Consider the following 21,385-nt stretch of genomic DNA (forward strand, 5'->3'; position numbering starts at 1 on the left):
GGCGCAGCGCCCGGCGTCAGACGATGTCGGGCGCCTCGCGGGTCTGCAGCTTGACGAAGCGGTCGGACAATCGGCGCATCCGGATCATCAGCGAGGCCGGCGGGCTGACCGTACCGCTGAGGTATTCACCGAGCGTGTCGGCTGGGACACCGACCCGTGAGGCGAACTCGTGCTGGCTCAATCCCGACCGCTCGATCAGCACCCGCATGTGACGCGCGACCTCCGCGCGTTCGTTGGCCTCCAGGTGGGCCCGGGTGCGGGCCAGGACCTCCGACAGGGCCTTGGCGATACCGAAGGATTCGGTGCCCTCCAGCACCTCTTCGACCTGGCGCGCGGTGCGGCCGTAGGGATCGCGCTTGAGTGCCACCACGATGAGCTGCCAGGTGGAGATGTCGCCGGTCTGCAGCGCAGCGCGGATGGCCGACGTGGGCCAGAACTCGACCGGCCGGTCGGTGTCGCCGGACGGCTGCCGGGGCAGCGGCCCACGGCGTCGATCCGCGGCCAACGTCACCTCGCCTCCTCCAGCATCGCCACGGCAACTGCCAGGCAGCGCCCTTGGACGTGTTCCCAATCCGTACTCGCCCCAAGCGCATCGTCGCCGGAGGTGTAGTCGCCGCGTGCGGTGGGCTCCGGATCGGCGAGTCGACATACCAGCTGGGTGGCCATCCAGTGTCCGTCGGCTGGTTGACCAGAGTAGTACGCATCGATTCCGCGGAGGGCCCCAGCAACGGTTTTCGGGCCCAGCGCATCGGCGAGCTCAGCCAGCCCGGCGTAGTCGCGCGAGCTGTTGCGTGCCAGCACCAGGTAGCCCGCCAGGCGTAGCGTTTCGGCGCCGGTGGGGATCTGTAACCGGTCTCCGGTGGGCAGTTGGACGGCGGCGGCTTCCATCGGACGGCACCGGGTCAATGCCGGAACATCGAGCCCGATCTCGGTGGCCGCCCATGACTCGGTTTCCAGGGCGTCGAGGGCGATGGCGAGCCGGCGGCGCCACACGGTGACCGGATGAACCGGACGGATGGTGCGGGGCTGCGCCCGGACGGTACCGGTACGCGACTGCCAGCCGCCGGTCAGCCGGGCCAGCGCATGGCTGACCATGGTGCCGCCGGAGGGGGCCGGCCCGGTAGCGACCGGCACCGCTTGGATCTTGCTGGTGGCCATCTCGGCGATGCCGCAGCCGCGCAGTGCCAGCGGGTCGCTGACACAGACCGCGTCGGGCACCAGCCCTTTGAGCCGGGCCGCCGACTTGACCACGACACGAAGGTCGGCGCTGGGGGTGATCAGGGTGGAGATGTCATCGGGGATGACCACGACGTCACCTAAATCGACTGTGGGTAGGGGCTTTTCGAAGTCGACCGACGGCAGGATTCGGGCCAGCCAGCGCGGCAGCCACCAGTTCCACTCGGCGAACATCGCCATCAGCGCCGGAACCAGCACCAACCGCACCACGGTGGCGTCGACCGCGATCGCCACCGCGCAGGCCACCCCCAGCTCGGCGACCAGCGGCATCCCGGCAAACGCGAATCCGATGAACACCGCGATCATGATCAGGGCCGCGCTGGTGATGGTGCGTGCGCTGGTACTCACCCCGTAGGCGACTGCGTCGTGGGTGTTACCGGTCTGCAGGAAACGCTCGCGGATGCGGGTCAGCAGGAAGATCTCGTAGTCCATCGACAAGCCGAACGTCATCGCCAGCACGAGTGGCGGAATGAACGTGTCGATGGAACCGGTCGATGCGAAGCCGAACCGTTCCAGCCAGCCCCACTGGAACACCATCACCAGGCTGCCGTAGGCAGCCGCCACCGACAGCACCGTCATCACCACGCCCTTGAGCGCCAGCAACACCGATTGGATGGAGACCAACAGCATCAGGAAGGCGATCAGCGCCACGAAGACCAGCACCATCGGTTCGGCCGCTGCGACCCGGTCGTCGAAATCCTTGATCAACGCTGTCGGTCCGCCGACATCCACCTGCACCGCCGGCGAGCCAGCCGCCTCCGGCAGGTGTTCGCGCATCCAGTCGACGGTTGTCCGAGCGGCCATGTCCTCGGGATCGACGGACAACACCGCGGACAGCAGGCCGCTGCTGTTGTCGTCGCCGAAGACCGGCGGCGACACCGAAGCGATGTTGGGGGCCTGCGACATCTCCTGGCGGATCGCGGCAAACGTCTCGGCATGGGCCGGCGCCGATGCGTCCGCGCCGGGGATGGTCACCAATACCCGGATCGGTCCCAGCGCACCCGGGCCCAGGGCTTGGGCGGCCGCGGCCACCCCGCCCCGGATCTCGTGGGAGGAGTCGAACTGGCGAAGCATGCTGTTGCCCAGCGACAGCGACAGCGCCGGCGCCGCGAGCGCCAGCAGGAATCCCGCAGCCACCAACGCCGAGGCCCAGGGACGTCGCATCACCGAAGCCGTCCAGCTGGTCCAGAACCGTGATTGGACGGTCTGGGGGCTGCGCGCCCAGTGCAGCAGCGCCGACCGCTTGGCCACTGCCCGGCCGAACACGGCCAGCACCACCGGTGTCAGGCTGACCGACGCCAGCACCGCCACCGACACAGCCAGGATCGCTCCGGTCGCCATCGACACCAGCACCGGTGTGTTGATCAGATAGATCCCGGTCAGGGAGGCCACCACGGTGAGACCCGACAGCACCACCGCCAGCCCCGACGTCGCCATGGCCGCGTCGACGGCCTCCTGCGGTTGCCGGCCGGCCCGCAGTTCCTCGCGATAGCGCATCAGGATGAAAAGCGAGTAGTCGATCGCCAACGCGATCCCGAACATTGACACCGTGGACGTGACGAACACCGACATCGTGGTGAACAACGACAGCAGATAGACCAGGCCCATGGTGACGATCACCGTGCCGATCCCCAACGCCAGCGGGATTGCGGCGGCCGCCAGTGAGCCGAACACGGCCAGCAACACGACCAGCACGATCGGCAGATTCCATCGCTCTGCTGCGCCGATGTCCTGCTTGGTCTTCGCCGACGCTGCGGCGCCGAGTGCGCCCTGCCCGATCACGTAGAGGTTCACCGAACCGTTTTCGACCCGGCCGGGATGTTCGCCTTCCACGCCCAGCTTGGTGCGCAGCTTCTTGGCGACATCGACCGCGCCGGTGTTATTGAAGTCCACTCGCAGGGACACCACGTACGGCCGGTCGGGCCGCGGCGGCGGCTGCGTCGTATCCGGCAGCACCGTCACGCTGGGAACTTCGCCGGCGGCCCGCTGGAGCAGCGCGACGGCGTCTTTCATGTCTCGGTAGGTGGCATCGGCGCGGGGTGCGGCCACCAAGGCCAGCGGTGAGGCGCCCTGCTCGGGAAAATGGTCCTCGAGCTGGTACTGCACATGCAGCGACTGCGATCCCTGAACCTCAAAGCCCCCACCGGTGAGATGGCCGGACTGGGTGGCGGCCAGGTAGAGCGAGGGGATCACAGCAAGTAACCACCCTGTGAAGACCACCCAGCGGAATCTGCGCAGGTTGCTGCTGAAGCGCATCATGAACTGCTGGATTTCGTCTCTCCCCGCTCTCGCCCGCACTGGTGCGTCGCGTGCTGCGAGCCTACCGCAGCAACCGATTGCGCTGGCCGTTTCTGTCGCCTCTGAGCTGCTCCGATGCCGTCCGGGAACCACACTGTGACCAGCCTGACCTGTGCTCGGGTGGCGGCATCAAGTGGTTACTGTCAGGATGGGCGAAAGGCCGTCTTTCGATCTGCCGTTGCTGCCGGGGGGCATCGCGCGCACACAGACCATCGTCGAAGCGTCGTCCGCAATGTGGCGGGACTCGTCGGGGCCGATCGGAGATCTCGCCAGTCGTGAGGAGAATTCGTGAACATCACCCACGCCACCGTGCGTCGCAGTCTGCCGGGCAAGGGGGTCCTTGCCGCCGTGCCTGTCATTCTTGGCGGGGCCGTCACGGCCGCGCTGCTGGCCACCCCGTCGGCGCCCTCGGCGACCGCCGCCAAAGACCCGTGTGTGGCCAGCGAGATCGCCCGGACCGTGGGCAAGGTCGTCACTTCGACCGGTGACTACCTGGACTCGCACCCGGACACCAACCAGGTGATGACCGGTGCACTGCAGCAGCAGCCCGGCCCGCAGACGCTGGCAAACCTGAAGGCGCACTTCGATGCCAACCCGAAGGTCGGCGACGACCTGGCCAAGATCACTGCGCCGGTTCAGGAGGTGACTGACCAGTGCAAGCTGGCGATCAGCCTGCCGCAGGTGCTCGGGCTACTGCAGGCCGTGCAGGCTCAGGGCGGACTGCCGGGTGGCGGCCTGCCTGGCGGCCTGCCCGTGGGCGGCCTGCCGGTGACCGGCCTGCCGGTGAGCGGACCTCCGGCCGGTGCGGTGACCCAACCGATCGCGGTTCGCTGAGGACCGGCGCGTACTCGTCGGTGTCGTGGTCGGCCGCGTTGTCGGTGCGGAAGACGCAGAAGAACACCACCCAGCCGGCGGCTGAGATCAGCACCCAGCTGATCATCCGGTAGATCAGCACGGCAGAGATGGCGTCTGGCAAGGTCAGCCCGCTCGACACCAGACCCGGCACCAACACGGCCTCCACCACCAACAAGCCACCCGGGATCAGGGGAATCGTCCCCGCCGCGCGGGCCGCGGCGTAGGCCACCGTCAAACCGGCAACCGACGCCCGCCCACCGGTGGCATAGGCGGCGCACGCCAGGCAGGCGACGTCGGCGACCCAGTTGAACAGTGACCAGCCGAACGCCGTCGACAGGTCCCGGCGGCCCAGGCTCACCGACTCCAGTTGGCCCAGCAGCCGGCGCCAGGTCGCCAACCCGGCGTCGGTGGGCCGGGCGCGCATCGAGTTAAACCAGGACAGCACGCGAACTCCGATGCCGTCGATCAGCTCCGGTCGTGAGGCCACCGCCTGCGCCAGCAATAGCAGCGCGATGAACCCGCCGAGGGTGAACAACAGTGAGAACGGGTTGCTGCGCGCACCGAGGAGGAACGCGCCGCCGAGGCCCAGCACGGCCAGCCCGACCGCCTGCAATACGCCCGACATCACCAGCTGCCATGACGCCACTACCGGGGTCGCGCCCCAACGGCGTTGCTGCCGGTACAGGAAGGTTGCCGACAGCACCGGGCCGCCGGGCAGGGTGGTGCTGAGCGAGTTGGCGGCGTAGAAGGCGGCCTCGGACTGCCGCTGGGACACGTGCACGCCGGCCGAGCTCAGTAGCGTCCGCTGGATCTGCGCGAAGCTGTGCATCGATGCCGCCGCGGCCACCACCGCTCCGACCAGCCAGCGGGCGTCGGCACGACCGAGACTGCACCACGCGGCGGAAACCTGGTCCCACACCAGCACGAGTTCGACCGTGAGCACGAGCGCGACCAGACTCGCCACGACTGGGCGCACCCACCGGGATTTGCCACCGGCGCGCTGTGGAGCCGCGGGTTCTTGCCCGCCGACGCCATGAACGACGACGTCGGGATCGACGCGGTCGTCCGAAACGGGGGCGTGGGGCACGAATTTAAAGGTTAGCCGCGGTAGGTCGATATTCAGCTACCTGATGTGCACCCGCTGCGGCATCGTTACGCTACCGGAATGTCAGCCAGCGCAGACGAATCCGTACATCCGACGGTGCGCAAGGCGGCGGCCTGGGCCTGGCGCCTGCTGGTGCTGTTCGCCGCGGCGCTGCTGGTGCTGCTGATCATGCGGCGCCTCGAAGTGATCGTCGTCCCGGTGGCCATCGCAATGATGATGTCGGCGCTGCTGCTGCCCGGCGTGGACTGGCTGTCCAAGCACGGGGTGCATCGGGGGCTTGCGGTGTTCCTGCTGCTGCTCGGCGGGCTAGCAGTGCTCGCCGGGCTGCTGAGCTTCGTGGTCGACCAGTTCATCGACGGGGTGCCGGAACTGGTCGAGCAGGTCACCCAGGTGATCAACTCGACCCAGCACTGGTTGGTCGAGGGTCCACTGCACCTGAGCAGTGAGCAGATCGACAGCGCCGGCGACACAGTAGTCAACGGCCTGCGCAACAATCAGGCCAAACTGACCAGCGGCGCGCTGTCCACGGCAGAGACCATTACCAAGATCATCACCGGCGCCTTCGTCGTGCTGTTCACGCTGATCTTCTTCCTCTACGGCGGCCGCAATATCTGGCAGTTCACGGTGAAGTTCTTCCCGAGCCAGGTGCGCGAGCGGGTGCACGCTGCCGGCATTGCGGGATTCGAATCACTGATCGGCTACGTGCGGGCTACGTTCCTGGTGGCGCTGGTCGACGCCCTCGGCATCGGCATCGGCTTGGCTGTGATGGCCGTGCCCTTGGCGTTGCCGCTGGCCTCATTGGTGTTCCTGGGGGCTTTCATCCCGCTGGTCGGTGCGGTGCTCACCGGGTTGCTGGCCGTGCTCGTCGCCCTGATCGCCAAGGGCTGGATCTACGCGCTGGTCACCCTGGGGCTGATCATCGCGGTCAACCAGCTGGAAGCCCATGTACTGCAGCCGCTGGTCATGGGGCGTGCCGTCTCGATCCACCCGCTGGCGGTGGTGTTGGGCATCTCCACCGGCGGAATCCTGGCCGGCATCGTCGGTGCGCTACTCGCCGTCCCGACGATCGCCTTCATCGATCGGGCGGTGCGAGTACTGGTCGGAGCCTCGGACCCCGACCCGGACACGCCGTACCCCGCGGATCCCGATACGCCGGACTCAGAAGCCGACGACGTCAGTACCGACCCTCCCGACGCAGCAGTTCAGCAGCGCTGAGACCGCCGGCGGCACCACGCCGCTGGGGGCTCTGCGGGTTGTCTGCCGCGTCGTCGCCGGGTTGATCGCCGACCGCGGTGAACTTCTCGGTGGCCGGGTTCTCGGGGTCCGTTGCGGGGCCCTGAGCCGGGATCGCCGTCGTGGGAGCGTTCTCGGTGTTGTCTCCGCCGGTAGGTTTGGGCAGCGACCGGGTTCGCTCGTCGGACGCCTCCGGCTCAGTACCGCGTCGGGCCTGCGACGTGTCACGGCCGCCGCGCAGTTCACCCAGCCACGACTCGATTTCGCGTTCCTCACCCGGTCCCGCGGATTCCTTGGCGGGGGACGTCACCCGCTCGGTCGCCGGGTCGGCTGCCGAGAAGCGGGTGGTAGGCGGCTCGGCCGGGCCGGTGTTGATCCGATTGGTTCGGGCGTTGGACGGATGGCCGCTCACCGGCCGGGTCGGAAGCTGCTCCGCGGGATGACGTGCCGGGGCAGCGCGGCCCGGGGAGGGGTGCGTGGGGTCGTGCGTCGGGCGCGGGGCGGCCGCACCTGCCGGGGCCGGTGCGACGGTTGCCGTCGCGGGGCGGCGGGTCACCCGGCGCCGCTCGTCGGGCAGCCGGATTTCGCCCAGACCGATCCGGTTCTGCAGGCGCTTCATCCAGCGTGGTGCCCACCAGCAGTCGTCGCCGAGCAGCTTCATCACCGACGGCACCAGGAACATCCGGACCACCGTGGCGTCCAGCAACAGTGCCGCCATCAGACCGAACGCCAGGTACTTCATCATCACGAGGTCGGAGAACACGAACGACGCGGCAACCACGGCGAGAATCAGTGCGGCCGCGGTGATCAGCCGGCCGGTGGTAGCCGTGCCGATCCGGATCGCCTCGGTGGTGGACATCCCGGATTCTCGTGCCTCCACCATCCGGGAGACCAGGAACACCTCGTAGTCGGTGGCCAGGCCCCAGCCCACCGCAACGACCAGCGCAATCACCACCACCATCAGTGGAGTCGGGGTGAAGTTCAGCAGCCCGGCGCCGTGCCCGTCGACGAACATCCAGGTCAAGATGCCCATCGTCGACCCGATCGTCAACGCGCTCATCACCGCGGCCTTCAACGGCAGCACCAGGGACCCGAACGCCAGGAACATCAGCAGCGTTGTCGTGATCAGCAAGAGCGCCAACATCAGCGGCCCCTTGTCGACCATCGCATGGATGCTGTCCTGTTCGAGCGCGGGTGTTCCGCCGACCAGTACGTCCAGGCCCTTGGGTGTGCTCAGTGCGCGCAGCGCCTTGATCTTCTGCGCGGCGTCGTTGCGGTTGACCAAACCGTTCTCGATCACCCGGACCGAGGGAGCCTTAGAGGCCCCGGGAAGGTAGGGGCGTTCCTTCCACATCTCGGCGGGATCATCATCGGGAACGACGAATCCGCTGATCGCCATCGCGCGGTTGCGGATATCAGCAACCTGCTGGTCGGTGACCGGTTTGTCGGTATCGCTCGTGATTACCAGGGTCAGCTTCTCGGTACGGAAGCCCGGGAAGATCTCGTCGAAGTGCTCCTGGGCCACCCGGGCGGTGTTGTCCGGCGGCAGATACTTTTCGCTCATCCCGCCGAACGACAGTTTGCCCAGCGGGATGATCAACAGGATCATCGCGACCACGATCGGGATCGCGAAGGCCAGCGGTCGCTGCATCACGTAGTTGACCAGCTTGCCCCAGAACCCGCCCTCGACTTCTTCGCGGGTCTTGGTCTTCTGGGTCTTCTCGGCGAACCAGCCGATGATGCGGTTGGAGAAGTCCCATTCCCGCAGGAACGGAATGCGGTACAGGGTGCGGACCCCGAGTGCGTCGACGTTGGTGCCCAGCACACCCAGAATGGCGGGCAGCAGCGTGATCGACAAGATGGCCGCCAGTCCCACCGAGGCGAAGAACGCGTAGGTCAGCGAGTGCACGAAGCCCTGTGGCAAGACCAGCAGGCTGGCGCACGAGACGATGATCAGCACCGCCGAGAACACCACGGTGCGCCCGGCCGTCATCACCGAGCGCCGTACCGCAGCCTCGGTGTCGTAGCCCTCGGCGATCTCTTCTCGGAATCGGCTCACCACGAAGAGGCCGTAGTCGATCGCGATACCCAGGCCGATCAGCGAGACCACCGGTTGGGCGAAGAAGTGCACCGGCCCAAAATGGGTGGTGAGCTGCAGGATGCCCGTCGCCCCGGCGATGCTCAATCCACCGACGATGACCGGCAGGCTGGCGGCGATCACCCCGCCGAACACGAAGAACAGCACCACCGCCACCAACGGCAGCGCCAGCACCTCCATACGCTGTTGGTCGCTGGCGATAGTTCCGGTCAGGGCGTTGGCGATCGGTTGCAGGCCGCCGAGTTCGACCTTGCCGCCGTCGAGCTTCTGCAGATCCGGCTCGACAGCCTGGTAATTCTTGAGGATGGTGTCGTCGTCGTCGCCCTTGAGCTGGATCGACGCGAACGCGTGCTTCTTTCCTGCGTCCGCCATGTTGGCCAGCGCTTCGGGATTGGTGAAGTAGCCGACCCAGCTCATGATCTGATCGGGGTGGTCATTCTTGACCTTGTTCAGCCCATTCTTGGCCGCGTCGAACCATTCCGGGTCGTCGACCGTCTCGCCCTTGGGCGCGGTGAAGACTGCCACCACATGGCTGGTGCGGTCCCGGCCGTAGACCTCGTCGCCGACGATCGAAGCCTGCACTGACTGGCTGCCATCGTCGTAAAACCCGCTCTGGGTGACGTGGTCGCCCAGGCTCATTCCGTAGACGCCGCCACCCAGGCAAAGCGCCACCATCACGCCGATTACGATGAATCGGTAGCGGTATACAGTTCGACCCCACCAGGCGAACACCTATACGCTCCTTACTAAGATCTGTGGAGAAATCTTTCGGACCCGCGCGCCCCTTGTTTCGGGCTCTCCAGTTGTCACTCTCGCGAGTTCAGTAGGGAGCTCAGCGGCCGGAACGGCTGGAGCCACGCCCCCTGTTCTGGCAGCGAATCCAGGCTGATCCGCGGCAGCCTCTCCCGGAACACACCAGGAATGTCCTCCAGGTCGACAAACTCCAAGGTATCCGAGGCTAGCGCCCAGCTCGCATGTTCGCGAAATCCGAGCACAGAGGCGGCTATACCGAGACTGCAGAGTTCTTCCAGCGGTTCCCGGAACGCCTGACCGTCGGCGGAGGCGACTGCCACCGCCACCAGTCCCTGTTCTTTCCGAAGCGCGATGTGTTCGAGCATGTCGGAGTCGACATCGCTGTCCTCATCGATCTTCGGCTTGGCGAAGACTGCAAAACCCACGTTACGCAACGCTTCGACCCAGGGCCGGACGACGTCGGCGCTGCCCGGGGCGATATTGGTGAACACGGTCGCTTCGGGCTCCACCCTGACCTGCGGGTGCAACGCCGCCACCTCGGCTGTGCGGTTGAGCAGCCAGCGTCCCAGTGCGTCGAAACGGGGTCGCTCCACGCCGGTCGGACGACGGCCCAGGATCGCGCCCAGGCCCATGTCCAGGTTCGGGGCGTCCCACACCAGCAATACCCGTTGCGTCGGTGGTCCCTCGACGGTCGGGTCGGTCCCGGTGGGCTCGGCGTCCACTCCGACTTTCAGGTCGGGGCTGGTCATCAGACCCGCTCCCAGACGAACTCGTTGATCGCGCTGCCCGCAGTGCGGCCCTTCGCCTCGTACTTGGTGGTCGGGCGAGCGACCGAGATCGGCAGGGTGGCGTCCCCGAAAGGATTGGTTACCCGGCGCAGGCCCGGTTCGCCGTCGCCGGACTCGGCGATCTGCACCGCGTAGTCGGCATGGTCGGTGGCCGCGTGCAGGATTCCGCCCGGCTGCAGCCGATCGGCGATCAGCGCCATGGTGGCCGGCTGCAACAGCCGCCGCTTGTGGTGCCGGGCCTTGGGCCAGGGGTCGGGGAAGAAGACGCGCACCCCGATCAGCGATGACGGGGCGATCAGGTATTCGAGCACGTCGAGGCCGTCGCCGCGCAGCAACCGGATATTGCTCAGCTGTTCGCGGTCGATCGCGCACAACAGTTGCGCCAGCCCGCGCTCGTAGATTTCGACGGCGATGACGTCGAGGTTCGGTTCGGCCTGTGCCATCGCCACCGTGGAGGTCCCGGCTCCGCAGCCGATCTCGAGCACCAGGGGAGCGTCGCGGCCGAACCAGCGCTGCGGGTCCAGCGGCTGGGGGCGGTCGGGACCGTCCGGCGGAACGACCTCGGCGCCCAGGTCGGGCCAGAGCCGGTCCCAGGTCTGGCGCTGACCGTCCGACAATGCGGAGTGCCGGTAGCGGACGCTGAAGTTGCGGAAACGGCGTGGAGCGGGGGTGTCGACGCCAGGGACGTCCGGTGCTGACTCGACGTCGCGCTGAGCATGCATGCAGTCCATGGTGGCCCATGGACGCCTCTGTACCCACTTCGCGGTCCACATTGATACCCAACAGTTGCCTACGGTGGGCCCCTGGGCGGCATAGGCACGCGGTGACTCGCGTCGCGGCGGAGCAGCTGACACCATGGGCCCCCGGGGCCGAGCGCGCAGGGAGGCAGGGCCGTGACACAGGGGCACCAGCTCTTCGCCGACGAGCTGACCGCGCTGGCCATGCAGAACTCCGACCCGCGACTGGCGATGATCGCCGCAGACATCGCTGCGCCGTTGCAGGTCGCGGTGCGTGGCCGTCGCGGTGTCGGCCGGCGCACCGTTGCCGCGGCGCTGGCCGCCGCCGGGGTGCTCGTCGCCGAGCAGCCTGCCGCGTCCGAAATCGCCGACTTGTCCGTTCATGTCGTGGCTGAGGTGATCAAGCCCGAGGACACCGCCGCGCTGCATGCCGCGCGTCGGCACCCGGTGCTGGTGGTGCTGAACAAGGCCGACCTGCGCGGCCATGTCGGTGTCTTCGAGGTCGCTTGCGCGACCCGAGGGCCGGTTGAACCGATGTCGGCGTTGTTCGCGCTGGCCGCGCTCGGCAGTGGGCTGGACGAGGCACTGTGGGAGGCGCTGGGCCGCGTCGCCGCGCGGCCCGCCGACCTGCGCTGCGCCGAGCAGTTCGTGAGCCGTCCGCACCCGGTATCGCGCCAGACCCGCGAGCGGCTGTGCGCCACCGTCGACCTCTCCGGGGTCGCGGCACTGCTTGAGCTGGCCGAGAGCGGTGGAACCGTGGCACAGGCGCGCGCCCGGATGCGTCAGCTCAGCGGTGTCGATCATGTCGTCGCTCGGCTGAAGATGATGGGAGGCGCCGTCTACCACCGGCGGATGTCGGAAGCGGTGATCCGGCTGGAGGCGATGGCGGTCGGGGACAGCCGCATCGACGAGTATCTGAACCGCGACGCGACGATCGCCGCTCGGCTGACCGCGGCGGCGGCTGCGATCGACATCCCGAACGAACCCATGCTGGCGCGGGCCCGCCGCTGGCAGGCGCACCGCAGCGCGCCGGTCAACGCCGCCCAGCGGTCCTGCTCCGCCGACATCGCCAGGGGATCGCTGCGGGCCTGGGCGGCGACACGGGACCGCCCATGACCGCCTCGGGTGCAGATTCAGTCGATCCGGACCCCACCACCGGTGTCGACGCCCTCATCGCGGAGGTCGCTCCCGAAGTGCGTCCACCGGCGGTGCGGCGCTGCGACGTGGTGGTGGTGACCGGCCCCTGGCTGGCGGGGGTCAGTGCGATGACTCAAGCCCTGGCCGACCGGATGCCGCAATGGCTGGTGATGGAAGCCACCGAACTAGCCCCGGGGGAGGTGCCACTGGCGGTGGTGTTCGTGGTGTCGGCAGCCGCCGCACTGACGGAGTCGGACTGTGCGCTGCTCGATGCCGTGGCCGCGCACACCGATGTGGTGATCGGCGTGGTCTCCAAGGTCGACGTCCACCGGCAGTGGCGCGAGATGCTGGTAGCAGCCCGCGAAACCCTTACCGGCCACGCGCCGCGCTACCGCGACGTGGCATGGGTGGGGGCAGCCGGGGCACCCGAACGCGGCGACCCGCGGATCGACGACCTGATCGCGGAACTGACCCAACAGCTGGAGGAAGGTGACGCCCCGCGGCGTAACCGGCTGCGGTCTTGGGAGTTCCAGTTGCGCACCGACGCCGAGCGCATCGACCGCGACGCCCGGGCGGAAGGGCGCCGCGCTCGAGTGACGCAACTGCAGGAGCAGCGTGACGAGGTGGTGCGGCAGCGGCGAATGTCGAAATCGGAGCGCGTGATCGCTCTGCGCAGCCGCATCGCCCAGGCCCGCGTGCAACTCTCCTACTTCGCCAGCAAGCGGTGCGCCTCGGTACGCGGTGAGTTGGGCGAAGACGCGGCGGGTATGACGCGCCGCCGGTGGGCCGAATTCGAGTCCTATGTCCACGACCGGCTGACCGAGGTGGTGGCGGAGGTCGATCAGGGGGTCACCGACCATTTGGCCGACGTCGCCCAGGAACTGGGGTTGGCCGCCCACGAACCGTCGGCCGGGTCGGCGGTGCCACTGCCGCAAGTCGACTCCGGCAAGCCGCCGTTGGAGTCCCGACGGTTGGAGACTCAGTTGATGGCGGTGCTGGGGATCGGCTTCGGGCTGGGCGTGGCGTTGACCTTGAGCCGGGTCTTCGCCCACCTCGCGCCGGGACTTGCCGCGGTGGGTGCGGCCGGATGCGCCATCGCCGGGGTGGTGGCCACGGTGTGGGTGGTCAGGATTCGGGGGCTGTTGCGCGACCGGGTGGTGCTCGATCGGTGGGTGGGACAGGCCACCAGCGCAGTGCGGTCCTCGGTCCAGGAGCTGGTGGCTCTGCGGGTGGTGGCCGCCGAGTCGGTGCTCACCGCAGAGCTTGCCGGGCACAACGAGACCGAGGCCGCGCGCGTCGCCGACCGCGTTGCCGCATTGGACCGGGAACTGCGTGAGCATGCGGCCGCCACGGCACGTGCTGCCGCGGTACGTGATCGCAGGCTGCCGGCGTTGCGGCGCGCGCTGGAAAATGTGCGCGCTGAGCTGGGTGAATCAGGCCCGGTAGACGCCGCCGTCACGGACGACAGATAGCTCGAGTTGCGATTGTTTCGATCCGTGTAGCTATTGACGGTAATCTCTTATTTAATGACGGTATAAGAGGTGACAGCGGCGCGCAGCTGCGGCAACGCCACCGAGTGACACAGGTTACACAGGAGAGCTCAATGACCTCAGCGACCATTCCCGGTCTGGACACCGCCCCGACGAAGCATGGCGAGTTGCTGGCCTGGGTTCGGGAGGTCGCGGAGCTCACCCAGCCCGACCGGGTGGAATGGTCCGACGGTTCCGAGGAGGAGTGGAACCGGCTGATGGCCCTGCTGGTGGAGTCCGGCGCGGCGGTCAAGCTCGACGAAGAGAAGAAGCCCAACTCCTACCTGGCGCTGTCCGACCCGGCCGACGTCGCGCGGGTCGAGTCGCGCACCTTCATCTGTAGCCGCACCCAGGAAGGTGCCGGCCCCACCAACAACTGGATGGACCCGGACGAGATGCGGGCCACCATGACGGAGCTGTACCGCGGTTGCATGCGCGGCCGCACCATGTACGTCATCCCGTTCTGCATGGGCCCGCTGGGCGCCGACGACCCCAAGCTGGGCGTCGAGATCACCGATTCGCCCTACGTGGTGGCGTCGATGAAGGTGATGACCCGGATGGGCACCGCGGCGCTGGAGAAGATCGGCACCGACGGCGCCTACGTCAAGGGCCTGCACTCGGTCGGCGCCCCGCTGGCCGATGGCGAGCAGGACGTGCCGTGGCCGTGCAACTCCGAGAAGTACATCACCCACTTCCCGGAGACCCGCGAGATCTGGAGCTATGGCTCGGGTTACGGCGGTAACGCGCTGCTGGGCAAGAAGTGCTACGCGCTGCGGATCGCGTCGGCGATGGCCCACGACGAGGGCTGGCTGGCCGAGCACATGCTGATCCTCAAGCTGATCTCGCCGGAGAACAAGGCTTACTACGTCGCGGCGGCGTTCCCGTCGGCCTGCGGCAAGACCAACCTGGCGATGATCCAGCCGACCATCCCGGGCTGGCGGGCCGAGACCCTCGGTGACGACATCGCGTGGATGCGGTTCGGCAAGGACGGCCGGCTTTACGCGGTGAACCCGGAGGCGGGCTTCTTCGGCGTGGCGCCGGGCACCAGCCGCAGCTCCAACCCGAACGCGATGATCACGCTGGAGCGCGGGAACACCGTCTACACCAACGTCGGCCACACCGACGACAACGATGTGTGGTGGGAGGGCATCGACGGGGAAACCCCGGCGCACCTCACCGACTGGAAGGGCAACGACTGGACGCCCGAGTCGGACACCCCTGCCGCGCACCCGAACTCGCGCTACTGCACCCCGATGTCGCAGTGCCCGATCCTGGCGCCGGAGTGGGACGACCCGCAGGGCGTGCCGATCTCGGCGATCCTGTTCGGCGCCCGTCGCAAGACCACGGTGCCGCTGGTGAGCCAGGCCCGCGACTGGCAGCACGGCGTTTTCATCGGCGCGACCATGGGCAGCGAGCAGACCGCGGCCGCCGAGGGCAAGGTGGGTGCGGTGCGCCGCGACCCGATGGCGATGCTGCCGTTCATCGGCTACAACGCCGGGGACTACATGCAGCACTGGATCGACACCGGTAAGCACTCCGACGAGTCGAAGCTGCCGAAGGTGTTCTTCGTCAACTGGTTCCGTCGTGGCGACGACGGCCGCTTCCTGTGGCCGGGCTTCGGCGAGAACAGCCGCGTGCTGAAGTGGATCGTCGAGCGGGTCGAGGGTAATGCCGGCGGCCAGGAGACCCCGATCGGCACCGTGCCCAGCGCTGCCGACCTGGACCTGGACGGCCTGAACGTGACCGCCGCCGACGTGGACCAGGCGTTGATCGTTGACGCCGACGAGTGGCGCGCGGAGCTGCCGCTGATCGAGGAGTGGTTCGAGTTCATCGGCGACAAGCTGCCCACCGGCCTGCGCGACGAGTTCGAGGCCCTCAAGCAGCGTCTGGGCTAGTAGCTCCGTTTCGAATACTTTAGCGAGCCGCACTCAGGGGATTCCCTGAGTGCGGTTCTGTTTTCTCCGGGTACGGGGGCCGGCTCGCGCGACTGACGCCCCCACTTGACAGCCGTCAAGTTTGGCCCCAGTACAGTCAGCCCATGCAGATTCGCGAACATCTCGATGCCGAGAACCCGGCCGTCATCCTGCACCCCTCGGGCACCATCGTCACCTTCGGTGAGTTGGAAGCCCGGGCGAACCGGTTGGCGCACTTCTTCCGGGCCGCGGGCCTGGTGGAGGGCGACGTCGTCGCGATCATCATGGAGAACAACGAGCACATCCACGCCGCGATGTGGGCGGCACGACGCAGCGGCCTGTACTACGTGCCGATCAACACCCACCTGACCGCTGCCGAAGCCGCGTACATCATCGACAACAGCAACGCCAAGGCGATCATCGGCTCGGCCGCGCTGCGCCAGACCTGCGCCGACCTCGCCGAGCACCTCCCGGCCGGCCTGCCCGGTCTGTTGCTGATCGCTGACGGCGACCTGGACGGCTGGCAGCGATACCCGGAATGCGTTGCCGACCAACCGGATACACCCATCGATGACGAGATCGAGGGTGATCTGCTCCAGTACTCGTCGGGCACCACCGGGCGACCCAAAGGCATCAAACGGCCGCTGCCGCACCTGCCCCCGACCGAGGTTCCTGGGCTGATGGCGATGCTGGTCTCGGTATGGATGGGCCCGGGTGCGGTCTATCTGAGTCCCGCCCCGCTATATCACACCGCGCCGTCGGTGTGGTCGATGCAAGTGCAGGCGGCCGGGTTGACCACCGTCGTCATGGAGAAGTTCGACGCCGAGTCCGCGCTCGAGGCGATCCAGCGCTATCACGTCACCCACGGACAGTTCGTGCCCGCGCACTTCACCCGGATGCTGAAACTTCCTGCGGAAGTTCGGGATTCGTATGACGTCTCCAGCCTTAAGCGGGTCATGCACGCCGCCGCGCCGTGCCCGGTGGAGATCAAGCAGCAGATGATCGACTGGTGGGGGCCGATCGTCGATGAGTACTACGCCTCATCGGAGGCGCACGGCTCCACGCTGATCAGTGCCGACGAATGGCTGAAGCATCCCGGCTCGGTGGGCAAGGCGATGTTCGGTGCGGTGCATATTCTCGATGAGGACGGGAATGAGTTGCCGGCCGGGCAGGCCGGCGAGATCTACTTCGAGGGCGGCAATGTTTTCGAGTACCTCAACGATCCGGACAAGACCGCGAAATCTCGCCATGCGCAAGGCTGGACAACCGTCGGCGACGTAGGCTACCTCGATGATGAGGGCTATCTGTACCTCACCGATCGGCGCCACCACATGATCATCTCCGGCGGGGTGAACATCTACCCGCAGGAAGCGGAGAACCTGTTGATCACGCACCCAAAGGTGTTGGACGCCGCGGTGTTCGGGATTCCCGACGACGAGATGGGTCAGAGCGTGAAAGCGGCCGTTCAGACCGTCGACCCGGCCGACGCCACGCCCGCGTTCGCCGCGGAACTACTCGATTGGGTACGGGATCGCTTGGCGCACTACAAATGTCCGCGATCGATTGCGTTCGAGGAGCAGTTGCCGCGCACCGACACCGGCAAGCTCTACAAGAACGAACTGGTGGCCAAGTATTCGGCGTGATGCCGGCCAGTCGGGGCGCGGTTAGGAAGCGATGCCCGGCTGACCGGGGGCGCCTTGACTGCCCGCCTGCCCGTGGACGGTGCCCGGTCCGGCGGCACCGCCGGGGCCACCTGCACCGGCGGTAGACCCGTCGCCGCCATTGCCGCCTGCGCCGCCGTCGCCACCGTCACCGCCGAAGCCGATTCCGTGGCCGCCGTCGCCGCCATGGCCGCCGGTCCCGCCGGTCCCCCCAACGCCAATGGCATTGCCGCCGTTGCCCGCCGTACCGCCGTTGCCCCCGTCGCTGCCGCTGGTGCCGACTGTCACCGGGGTGGCACCGCCGCCGGCCCCGCCGTCACCGCCGCGGCCGCCCCGGCTGCCGGTACCGGTGGCCGTGCCGCCGTCACCGCCGTGACCGCCCTGCCCGCCTCCGGCCACGTCGCCGCTGCCGCCGATTCGGCCGCCGTCACCGCCGTGGCCCCCGGACCCGCCGGTAGTGCTGTTGCCGGTCGCCGCCCCGCCGTGGCCTCCGATGCCGCCCGCACCTCCGCCACCGGACAGCTGGCCGCCGTCGCCTCCGCGGCCGCCGTTGCCCCCCGCTCCGGCCGTCCTACCGTCGCCCACCGCGGCGCCGCCGTTGGCGCCATCCCCACCGGCGCCCCCGCTGCCGTACAGGTAGTTGCTGTCGCCGCCGTTACCACCGTTGCCGGCCGAACCGCCATCTTCGGCGCCATCGCCCCCGCGCCCGCCATTGCCTCCGTTGCCCCACACTTCGCCGCCATTACCGCCGCTACCTCCGTCAGCGCCCAACCCACCTGCGCCGCCGTCACCGCCATTGCCGAACAGGCCGGCGCTGCCGCCGTTACCAGCAGCGACACCCTCGAGGTCCGACGACCAACCGTTGCCCCCGTCGCCGAACCACAGGCCGCCGGCGCCACCGTCTGGATGCTCCGCTGTCCCATCGGCACCATTGCAGATCACGCCGCAGCCGCCGTCGGCCAGCGGTGCGAACAGCGGGTTGACCAGGTTGTCGAACAACTGGCCGGCCGGACTGTCGATCCAGTCCTGCATGGTCTCGTGCAGCCACTCGTAGAGACCGGCTGTACCGGACGCATCGGCGGCCAGTGCCAGCACGTCGCTGCCGCTGGGATCTGGGCTCGCCAAGCTCCAGACGGTGGGGTCCAGCCAGGCCAGGCCCGCGGCCGATGCGCCCGTGTCTTGGTCCGTCACCCCGAGAAGCGGGCTGAGCAGATCGGCGATCCAATCGAACTCGTCCGCGTGTGCGTACGGCGCTAGACCGACCGGGGCCAGGCCGAAAGCGGCCAGTGCCGTCAGCGCGGGAACGCTCCGTCGTACGCGGCGACCTGGCGCGGCGGGATGCGCCTGGCGATCCTGTGTGGCCTTACTGCGGTGAAGCGGCATTGCTGAGCAACCTTCCGGGAGCGCGTAGTGCGAAGCGGACGGTAGGCGCCCGTCCGGGTGGACCTTTCGCGGCAGGTCAGGCCGTAGCCCGAGGAATGACTTGCAGTCTATGTATCTGAACCAAACCAGCCGATTGGTATGACTTTATAGCAATTGACCGTATGTTCAAGTGGACAACGGTTGGCTCCAACGCTACTGTCAAGCACCGTAGGGGGACGGGCACAGTTTCTGTTAAGCCCAAACAAAGATTTAGTCAAGTTCAGAAGGGGTGGGCCAACGGTGGCACATATTCGGCGCGATAGTCAGAACACTCAATCCGCAACGCGGCGGCGCGACCGTGCGATCGGGGCGGCAGCCTCGGTCGGAGCGTTCTTGGCGTTCGGCATGGCGCCGCTGGCGTCCGCCCCTTCGGCACAGGCCGATGATTTCGGTCTTGACGCGTTCTGGGACATGTTCGGCGTCGGCGACAGCAACACCTCGGGATTCGACCTGTTTGACGGCTCCGCATGGGGCGTACCGGGCGCGGCCGACGGTGGCCTGTTCGACGCTGACTTTGCCCAGATGTGGCAGGACAGTTTCTATCTCCCGCTGCACGCCATGATGCAGGACTGGATCACCAGCGACTTCGGGTCGAGCGTCAACGGTGTGGTCAACCAGCTCTTCGCGCCCTTTACCGACGGCTTCTGCGGGATGATCTGCAACGGCGCCGACGGTACCGAGACCAACGTGGACGGGCAGGCCGGTGGGTTGTGGTTCGGCGACGGCGGCAACGGCTGGACCTCGAACCTGGAGGGCATTGCCGGCGGTAATGGCGGGCACGCCGGCGGTATCGGCAACGGCGGCGATGGCGGCGCGGGCGGCCTGGGCGCCGACGGCGGCAACGGGGGCCACGGCGGCGAGATGTGGGGCAACGGCGGCGACGGCGGCGCCGGCGGTGACGGCACCGCCACGTTGGACGCGGGTAACGGCGGCAACGGTGGCTCGTCGGGGCAGGCCCAGGACTTCTTCGGCATGGGCGCGTGGGGTAACGGCGGTAACGGTGGGGTCGGCGGCGCCGGCTGGACCGGTACCAACGGCTCCGCGGGCAGCGGTTCCGGGGGCGCCGGTGGTGACGGTGTGGCCGGTGGCAACGCCGGCAACGGTGGCGCTGGCGGGGCTGGTTCCTCGTACGTCGGCATCGGCGGCAACGGTGGTGCGGGCGGAGTCGGTGGCGCCGGCGGCAATGGCGGCAACGGCGCGGCCGGTGATGCTGGCACGTTCGCCAACAACGGTTCTGGAGCGGGCGCTATCGGCGGCAACGGCGGTAACGGCGCCGTGGGTGGCAAGGGTGGTGCCGGCGGTGCCGCCGGTACCGGTGGATCCGCCAACGGCACGGTCGGTGCGGCCGGCAACGGTGGCGTCGGTGGTAACGGCGGCCTCGGTGGCGACGGCGGTACCGGTGCCGATGGCCTCGCGGTGAACGGCGTCGGCGCCAACGGTGCGGCCGGTGGCAACGGTGGCGCGGGCGGTAACGGTGGTGCCGCGGCTGCCGGTGGTGCAGCAGGTGGAGCCGGGGCCAGCGTGGGCGCTGCCGGTGTCGACGGCGACGGCGGTAACGGTGGTAACGGCGGCAACGCCTCCGCTGCTACCGGTGGCCAGAACGGTGTGAACGGATCGACCGCGGCTGGCGGCGGCATCCTGGACCCGGCAATCCCGGCCACCAGCGGTGGTAACGGTGCCGCCGGTGGTAACGGTGGCGCCGGCGGTGCCGGTGGCGGCCAGGCCGGTAACGGCGGCAACGGCGGCAACGGCGGCGTCGGTTCCGACGGCGGTAACGGCGGCCACGGCAGCGTCGGGGTCCACGAGGACACCGACTCGGTGCACGGCCTCTACCACGCCCCCGGTAACGGTGGCGCCGGTGGTGCCGGCGGTAACGCCGGTGCGGCGGGTGCGGGCGCGGCCAACGGCAACGACGGCATCATCGGCAACGGTGGTAACGGCGGCAACGGTGGCGTCGGTGGCGACGTCGCGGACGTGCGGGACTACGCCTCGGTTGAGGGCCCGGGTGGTTCCGGAACCCTGGGACCGCAAGGTCAGGCTGGTGTGGGCGGTAACGGTGGTGCCGGTGGGTCCGGCGCAACGGGCGGTAACGGCGGCGCCGGTGGTAACGGTGGTAATGACCTGTACGCCGGTGGCACCCACGGCGGCAACGGCGGCCAGGGCGGCGCCGGCGGTGAGGGCCTGGCGAATGCCGACGGCACCGGTGGTGTCGGTGGCGACGGCGGTGCCGGCGGTAACGGTGGCGACGGCAGCAACATCCGTTGGGGTGACCCGGACTGGAACACCACCTCCGGTGACTCTTCCTCGGGTCCGATCGACGGTGTCCACGGCGGCGTCGGAGGCGACGGTGGCGCCGGCGGTACTGGTGCCAACACCGGTGGAAACGGTGGCAACGCCGGAAACGGCGGCAACGTCCTCACCCCGGCATTCGGTGACGACGGCCTCAACGGCGGTGCCGGCGACACCCCGGGTACCGGTAGCACCGGCGGTACCGCAGGCACCGGGGGTGCCGCGGGTGCCGGTCCTGACGCCGGTAGCGCCGGTCAGGACGGCACCCCGGGCGTGGTTCTGCCCTAGCCGTCCAGGCCGCACAGAGAAGCACCCCGCACAATCGTGCGGG

13 protein-coding genes and 1 pseudogene are annotated in these 21,385 nt (G+C 68.4%); 7 read left to right on the plus strand and 7 right to left on the minus strand.

What is annotated here, in order from left to right; translation table 11 throughout:
* Positions 1-16: 16 nt before the first annotated feature.
* Together MJO54_RS00860 and MJO54_RS00865 are read right to left on the minus strand one after the other, a co-directional pair.
* On the minus strand, positions 17-511 hold the full coding sequence (locus MJO54_RS00860) for a helix-turn-helix domain-containing protein (protein WP_046284821.1): 495 nt from the start codon (positions 509-511) through the stop codon (positions 17-19).
* Positions 508-3,495 carry an MMPL family transporter gene (locus MJO54_RS00865; RefSeq protein WP_046284822.1) on the minus strand — a complete coding sequence of 996 codons (2,988 nt, stop codon included), beginning with the start codon at positions 3,493-3,495 and terminating at the stop codon, positions 508-510. The genes MJO54_RS00860 and MJO54_RS00865 overlap by 4 nt, the downstream gene beginning before the upstream one ends.
* 387 nt (positions 3,496-3,882) lie before the next feature.
* Between MJO54_RS00865 and MJO54_RS00870 the strand changes: the two are divergent.
* Positions 3,883-4,185: pseudogene (locus MJO54_RS00870) on the plus strand (hemophore); the annotation flags it as partial.
* Positions 4,186-4,201: 16 nt separating this feature from the next.
* Here the strand turns inward: MJO54_RS00870 and MJO54_RS00875 are convergent.
* Positions 4,202-5,365, minus strand: a complete 1,164-nt coding sequence (locus tag MJO54_RS00875; RefSeq protein WP_234821579.1) for a lysylphosphatidylglycerol synthase transmembrane domain-containing protein — start codon at positions 5,363-5,365, stop codon at positions 4,202-4,204.
* Between the two features lie 189 nt (positions 5,366-5,554).
* Between MJO54_RS00875 and MJO54_RS00880 the strand changes: the two genes are divergently transcribed.
* The gene (locus tag MJO54_RS00880; protein ID WP_046284823.1) at positions 5,555-6,709 is read left to right on the plus strand and encodes an AI-2E family transporter; all 1,155 of its coding nucleotides are present in this window, start codon (positions 5,555-5,557) and stop codon (positions 6,707-6,709) included.
* Here the strand turns inward: MJO54_RS00880 and mmpL3 are convergent.
* The 3 genes from mmpL3 to trmB form a co-directional block, all read right to left on the minus strand.
* Complete coding sequence (gene mmpL3, locus MJO54_RS00885; RefSeq protein WP_046284824.1) at positions 6,669-9,557, minus strand: trehalose monomycolate exporter MmpL3; 2,889 nt, start codon at positions 9,555-9,557, stop codon at positions 6,669-6,671. The two genes, MJO54_RS00880 and mmpL3, sit on opposite strands and share 41 nt — an antisense overlap.
* 74 nt (positions 9,558-9,631) lie before the next feature.
* A complete protein-coding gene (locus MJO54_RS00890; RefSeq protein ID WP_105295417.1) occupies positions 9,632-10,327 on the minus strand; it encodes a PIN domain-containing protein in 696 nt (231 codons plus the stop codon).
* Positions 10,327-11,088: a tRNA (guanosine(46)-N7)-methyltransferase TrmB gene (trmB, locus tag MJO54_RS00895; protein WP_046284831.1), complete on the minus strand. Its 762-nt coding sequence runs from the start codon at positions 11,086-11,088 to the stop codon at positions 10,327-10,329. Before trmB ends, MJO54_RS00890 begins: the two co-directional genes overlap by 1 nt.
* 171 nt (positions 11,089-11,259) lie before the next feature.
* On the opposite strand from trmB, the gene MJO54_RS00900 reads away from it, so the two are divergent.
* The 4 genes from MJO54_RS00900 to fadD4 all read left to right on the plus strand — a co-directional run bounded on the left by MJO54_RS00900 (position 11,260) and on the right by fadD4 (position 17,325).
* Positions 11,260-12,219, plus strand: coding sequence for a P-loop NTPase family protein (locus tag MJO54_RS00900; RefSeq protein ID WP_240175494.1), 960 nt, complete (start codon positions 11,260-11,262; stop codon positions 12,217-12,219).
* Positions 12,216-13,712, plus strand: coding sequence for a coiled-coil domain-containing protein (locus MJO54_RS00905; RefSeq protein ID WP_046284825.1), 1,497 nt, complete (start codon positions 12,216-12,218; stop codon positions 13,710-13,712). Before MJO54_RS00900 ends, MJO54_RS00905 begins: the two co-directional genes overlap by 4 nt.
* A 131-nt stretch (positions 13,713-13,843) precedes the next feature.
* Entirely contained in the window at positions 13,844-15,664 is a 1,821-nt protein-coding gene (locus MJO54_RS00910; RefSeq protein ID WP_046284826.1) for a phosphoenolpyruvate carboxykinase (GTP), read from the plus strand.
* Positions 15,665-15,807: 143 nt separating this feature from the next.
* Positions 15,808-17,325, plus strand: coding sequence for a fatty-acid--CoA ligase FadD4 (fadD4, locus tag MJO54_RS00915; RefSeq protein ID WP_046284827.1), 1,518 nt, complete (start codon positions 15,808-15,810; stop codon positions 17,323-17,325).
* 21 nt (positions 17,326-17,346) lie between these two features.
* Here the strand turns inward: fadD4 and MJO54_RS23570 are convergent, their stop codons facing one another.
* Positions 17,347-18,726, minus strand: coding sequence for a PGRS repeat-containing protein (locus MJO54_RS23570; RefSeq protein WP_052741216.1), 1,380 nt, complete (start codon positions 18,724-18,726; stop codon positions 17,347-17,349).
* A 372-nt stretch (positions 18,727-19,098) separates the two neighbouring features.
* Between MJO54_RS23570 and MJO54_RS00925 the strand changes: the two genes are divergently transcribed.
* Positions 19,099-21,342, plus strand: coding sequence for a PGRS repeat-containing protein (locus tag MJO54_RS00925; protein WP_133165005.1), 2,244 nt, complete (start codon positions 19,099-19,101; stop codon positions 21,340-21,342).
* The last annotated feature ends 43 nt before the right edge of the window (positions 21,343-21,385 follow it).

This window comes from Mycolicibacter virginiensis (assembly GCF_022374935.2).
GTDB lineage: Bacteria > Actinomycetota > Actinomycetes > Mycobacteriales > Mycobacteriaceae > Mycobacterium > Mycobacterium virginiense.

What these genes read in the sequence shown, in the direction of transcription:
- MJO54_RS23570 (WP_052741216.1), bottom strand. Translation starts at nt 18,726, where the DNA reads ATGCCGCTTCACCGCAGTAAGGCCACACAGGATCGCCAGGCGCATCCC.
- MJO54_RS00880 (WP_046284823.1), top strand. Translation starts at nt 5,555, where the DNA reads ATGTCAGCCAGCGCAGACGAATCCGTACATCCGACGGTGCGCAAGGCG.
- MJO54_RS00890 (WP_105295417.1), bottom strand. Translation starts at nt 10,327, where the DNA reads ATGACCAGCCCCGACCTGAAAGTCGGAGTGGACGCCGAGCCCACCGGG.
- trmB (WP_046284831.1), bottom strand. Translation starts at nt 11,088, where the DNA reads ATGCATGCTCAGCGCGACGTCGAGTCAGCACCGGACGTCCCTGGCGTC.
- MJO54_RS00910 (WP_046284826.1), top strand. Translation starts at nt 13,844, where the DNA reads ATGACCTCAGCGACCATTCCCGGTCTGGACACCGCCCCGACGAAGCAT.
- MJO54_RS00905 (WP_046284825.1), top strand. Translation starts at nt 12,216, where the DNA reads ATGACCGCCTCGGGTGCAGATTCAGTCGATCCGGACCCCACCACCGGT.
- fadD4 (WP_046284827.1), top strand. Translation starts at nt 15,808, where the DNA reads ATGCAGATTCGCGAACATCTCGATGCCGAGAACCCGGCCGTCATCCTG.
- MJO54_RS00865 (WP_046284822.1), bottom strand. Translation starts at nt 3,495, where the DNA reads ATGATGCGCTTCAGCAGCAACCTGCGCAGATTCCGCTGGGTGGTCTTC.